A 5,170-nucleotide genomic window follows, 5' to 3' on the forward strand; every position below is an offset into this window, starting at 1 on the left:
AAATTAAACCGTGACTCACCATTTGGGCAACGGCGCCAACAAGTGCGAGAGGTGTACTAGCAGCAGCAGCGAGTAAAATATAACCCATGTGTCCAACCGAACTGTAAGCGACCATGCGCTTGATGTCCTTTTGAGCAACAGCAGTTACTGTTCCGTAAACAGCACTAGCGGCGCCCCAAGTTGCTAAAGTTGGTGCAATAACGCTCCATGCATCCGGGAACATACCTAAACCGAATCTTAGTAAACCATAAGTTCCAAGTTTTGCTAAGACACCACCAAGAAGAATTGCTATGGGTGCAGATGCTTCAACATAAGCATCAGGCAACCAAGTATGGAACGGAACCAGAGGTATTTTTATACCAAAGCCAATTACAACTCCAACTAAAAGGAGTAATTGTAGCCCACTTGACAAGCCTTGAACCGATATCGTATCCATTGCAAAGCTTTTAGAGCCTGTCAACCATACTAATCCAAGGAATGTTGCCAAAATAAAGGCGCCTGATACCGCAGTATAAATTAAAAATTTAATTCCTGCGTAAGCTCGTCTTTCACCTCCCCAAATTGAAATCAGAAGGTAGAAGGGAATTAATTCAAATTCGTAGAAGAGGAAGAATAATAGTAGATTCTGTGCTGCAAAAGCTCCTGCAACACCACCACTAATAAGGAGAATAAGCGAGTAAAAAAGTCTCGAACGTTCTGTTTCTTTACTGCTGCTGTAAATTGCAATCCAAGTTAGAAAGCTATTTAGTACCAACATCAAAATGGACAAACCGTCCGCTCCCAGTTGATAGTTCAAACCGAGAGTTTCATTCCAAGGTAGATACTCAGTTAACTGCATCCCTGGATTGGTAACATCAAATTTGAGTAAGATAAACAGGTTCCAAAGAAAAACTAGTCCTGCAATAAACAAGCTTACAAATCGAACATTACCCGCAGGTAGCTTTTTCGGAAGTACGGCAACTGCCAATGCACCTAAGATTGGCGCCCAAATTAAAACACTTAACATAAATCCTGTCTAATAAATTGAAAGTGCTGAGTGCTGAGTGCTGAGTATTAAGTGCTGAGTTTTGAGTGCTGAGTTTTGAGTGCTGAGTTTTGAGTGCTGAGTTTTGAGTGCTGAGTGCTGAGTATTAAGTTTAATTCTTAACTCCTAACTCCTAACTCCTAACTCTACTCAGCACTCAGCACTCAGCACTCAGCACTTTTTACTGAACTGCGGACATCAAATTCATAAATTGCTCTCCCCAGAATTGCCAGGTAACGAAGGCGCCTAATAGACTAACTCCCAGCAGAATGGTTAATGCGTAGAATTGTGTTTGCCCAGAGTTACTGTATTTAAGTCCTTCACCACCACCAAGGGAAATCAAACCAAATAGGTTAACGATACCATCAACGACGAAGCGGTCAACGATATCAGTAAGTTTTGATATTAAATCGACACCCAATACTATGCTCGCACGGTACAGTTTGGGAGTGTAAAAATCGTAAGCTAACAAGTTTTGTAGAGGTTGGAGCGGAAGTTTAACTGGTTTGGGAATGAAGTCACCTAGGTAAATCACACCACCAATGCTTATACCAAATATACTCGACCATATCAGCAACAAAGCTACATCTTTATTAAGTACTGCCCAGGAAGGTAGTAAAGAAAAGCTTTCTAGTATCAATGGTAAGTGCAATACAAATCCAGCTAAAATAACCATCGGTAATACCATTGGCCAGAAAACTTCTGGAGAGCGTTCACTCATTTGTTTCGCTTTACCACCCCAAATTAAACCAAATTCACGAGCCAAGCTGAATGCAGTTAAAGCATTAACTAAAATAATCACTCCAACTAAAACAGGATGTGTTATCCATAATGCATCTGCAAGTTTGAGCAATGCCCAGAAAGAACCCAATGGTGGGAAACCAATCAATCCAAGCGTACCTACAATAAAAGCTAGACCAGAAATTGGACGACGCGACCACAAACCACCGAGTTGGGTCACATCTTGAGTAATGCTATTCCAAACAACTCCACCAGTAGACATTACTAACAATGCTGCTGATAAAGCATGGCTAAGTACCAGTAATAATGCAGCTTCATTTTGCTGAGTTCCTACAGCGATGAATATTAAACCCATATAAGCACTTACCGAATATGACTGGCAACGCTTAACATCGATTTGTGCTATCGCAATGAGTGAAGCTCCTATTGCTGTTACTGAACCAACAGCTACCATTGCACTTGATACAAATGGCGACAAGCTAAATACTGGTTGTAACTCTACTAAAACCCAGGCGCCGGAAGCAACAACAACCGAGTTCCGCAAAATTGTACTGGGTACTGGGCCTTCCATCGCTTCATCCAACCACAAGTGCAGTGGAAACTGGGCGCACTTACCCATTGGACCTGCGATCAACGCTAAACAAACTAAAGAAATTACTGTAGGGTCAACATTCGCAGTTTGTGCCCACTGCGTTAAATCTGTATAGTTCCAACTTTGTGCTAAAGGATATATACCTAATACACCCATTAACAGAATTAAATCACCTATCCGTTTTGTCAGGAATGCATCGCGCGCTCCTGTCACCACTAAAGGTTGGCTAAACCATAGTCCAACTAATAAATAAGTTCCTAGCGTTAATATTTCTAACACTACATAACTACAGAACAAACTATTAGAAAGAGCTAAACAACATAATCCCCCTTCAAATAGACCAAGCAAAGAGAAAAAACGTCCCCAACCCCAGTCCATTTCCATGTACCCGATAGCGTAAATCTGTGATAAGAAATTCAAACCACAGACCACGGTCATCGCAGCAACGTTGACAGATGATACCTCTATATCTACTGATATATTTAATCCTGTCGTTGACAGCCAGGGAATAAATATCTCTTGCGGTGGATGGTTCCAAGTCCCAATTAGTGCTAACGAACAATGAATAAACGCTGTAAACGTCATTACTAGATTGGCATAACCAGCCGGTCTTGGACCTGTGATACGATTCACCCCAGGCGACCAAAGTAACGCTATAAGCCCGCCCAGAAGGGCATAGCAAGGCACCAACCAAATGGTGTCTAGCAAGTACTGTATCATTAACTTACCTCTAGATTTGCAGCATTAACTTAGGGGCTGTTCCCATCAACCTAACTTCAGGCACCCCAAAAATTGCAACTTATGCAAATTTATATTTACTTAATCTTATTAGTTATAGAGTAACTTTATATGGCTCAAAATGGAATTATTATTTGAAAAAAATCAGCGATATATGCTCTAATTTTTTCTTATATAAAGCACTATCACTATATCTAATCTTTACTATCGTTTTTAATCTATGGATTGATTTATCTCTATCCTTTGTAATTCCTGTAATTCGCGCGCGTCAATCCAAACTATTGGTTATTCTTATGCTGATTATTGAGTTTTATTTAGAATACAAAAAAATAATCAAAATATAGTATGCAGGTTGATTAGGCGCCAACTCCTTAACAATTCGTTATATTTACAATCAGTATTTTCTTTCACAAAAGTATTTACTTTGCTTATGCTCAACAAGAGAATTTTGTAAATAAGTAAATCTACTTTTCTTAATAAAACTTCATATAACTTCACTTTTTTGATATGAACATCATAAATAATTATGATTATCATTATTAAACCCGTAGGATAGGCATCTTGCCTGTCCTACATATCCTGTCCTACATATCCTGTCCTACATATCCTGTCCTACATATCCTGTCCTACATATCCTGTCCTACATATCCTGTCCTACATATCCTGTCCTACATATCCTGTCCTACATATATTATATAGATTCATAACTCAATAAATAAGGGTGCAGTAGGAGTAAAGGTATGAGTATATGTTACTATTGATTGATTAAGCATACCGACAGGTGCCGGTTTCATTTCACCTCTAAAATCGAGAAACTGGACGATAATTAAATAAGCGACAGCTAAAATAATTGAGATGGCGCCAGTAAGTATAGCGACTATTTTCGAGCGGTTCATAAAGATTACCTGTTTAAAAACGTTCAAGGCGTGGCTGAGGATATGTTTTTGAGTCCAGCCAATGTATCTATAATTGAATATACATACTTTTTGACAATTAGCAGACAGCAAAATATTTGTTCGGTATGTCGGAAACCAATAAGTGTTCTGAGACGGTGATAGATTCGGTTTTTGCTGTTACCCTGAAAATCTGGACACCGCGCGAGTGCAGCTTCCAGTAATTTTATGTATAGCGAGTAGTCTTCAAACAGTGCGTATCGTGCCATATCGAAGTAACCAGCAGCTAACGCGCGTTGGTAGTTACTCGAAAGTCTTTTATTTTGTGCTAGTTTACGTTCTGCTTTTTCTAAAACTAGACAATGACCCATTATCCAACGTGGTTTAGAAGCTGTTGAGACTGTGACATTACCGTAACGTCTATATATTGAATAGCAACCAGGTTGATACATAACTAATGCACCACGCATCACTATAGAGATAATAAAGTCTCTATCTTGTGCAGTATCAAGAGTTTCATCCCATCCACCACTGTTTTTAATTGCTTTATGTCTATAAAGTAAAGCAGCTACAGCTACCCACCACGTACCAAGTAAAGATTCGAGGATATCGGTTTGCTGTCCACTGATTTTTATATCTCCTAATGTGTATGTGCCGTTACTATAATTATATTGATGCCGCCAGTCTCCATAAACAACGTCGGCGCCTGTTGATTCTAAGAAATCAACTTGACGTTCAAGCTTGGATGGTAAGATGTAATCGTCGGCATCTAAAAATTGGATATATTCGCCTTGAGATAAAGATAGACCAACATTGCGAGCATGGTTTCCTCCTGTATGGGGAATGCGGCGCCAAATAATATTACTATGTTTTTTAGCGTAACTCTTGATAATTTCTAAAGAATTGTCTCTCGAACCATCATCGATAATGATAATCTCTATATTTGGATAAGTTTGCCATAAACAACTTTCAATAGCTTCTGCTATCCAGCGACTGGCGTTGTAACAAGGAATAATAATAGAAACAAGTTTAGTATACATAATATTATGTTATATAAAGGGTATAAGTTCATTACGAGCTTGTAATCTTCCAACTACGAGGTTGGTAAAACAAAGACTGACTAATCACTTGATTCGCCTTAACAGCAAATCGAAATGACTGCACAATATCTAAAGACTGCAC

Annotated in this window: 4 protein-coding genes; all 4 read right to left on the reverse strand. The window is 39.1% G+C overall.

All coding sequences use genetic code 11. From position 1 onward, the window contains the following. On the reverse strand, positions 1–1,006 hold a 1,006-nt coding region (locus tag AC2JBO_RS42880), incomplete at its 3' end, for an NADH-quinone oxidoreductase subunit M (RefSeq protein ID WP_496959716.1). A 199-nt stretch (positions 1,007–1,205) separates the two neighbouring features. Continuing rightward, positions 1,206–3,077: an NAD(P)H-quinone oxidoreductase subunit F gene (locus tag AC2JBO_RS42885; RefSeq protein ID WP_496959717.1), complete on the reverse strand. Its 1,872-nt coding sequence runs from the start codon at positions 3,075–3,077 to the stop codon at positions 1,206–1,208. Between the two features lie 719 nt (positions 3,078–3,796). Continuing rightward, complete coding sequence (locus tag AC2JBO_RS42890; protein WP_496959718.1) at positions 3,797–3,991, reverse strand: hypothetical protein; 195 nt, start codon at positions 3,989–3,991, stop codon at positions 3,797–3,799. Positions 3,992–4,014: 23 nt separating this feature from the next. Next, positions 4,015–5,028 carry a glycosyltransferase family 2 protein gene (locus AC2JBO_RS42895; protein ID WP_496959719.1) on the reverse strand — a complete coding sequence of 338 codons (1,014 nt, stop codon included), beginning with the start codon at positions 5,026–5,028 and terminating at the stop codon, positions 4,015–4,017. Positions 5,029–5,170 lie beyond the last annotated feature (142 nt).

Source organism: Calothrix sp. CBUCES-K 9914, from assembly GCF_059640475.1.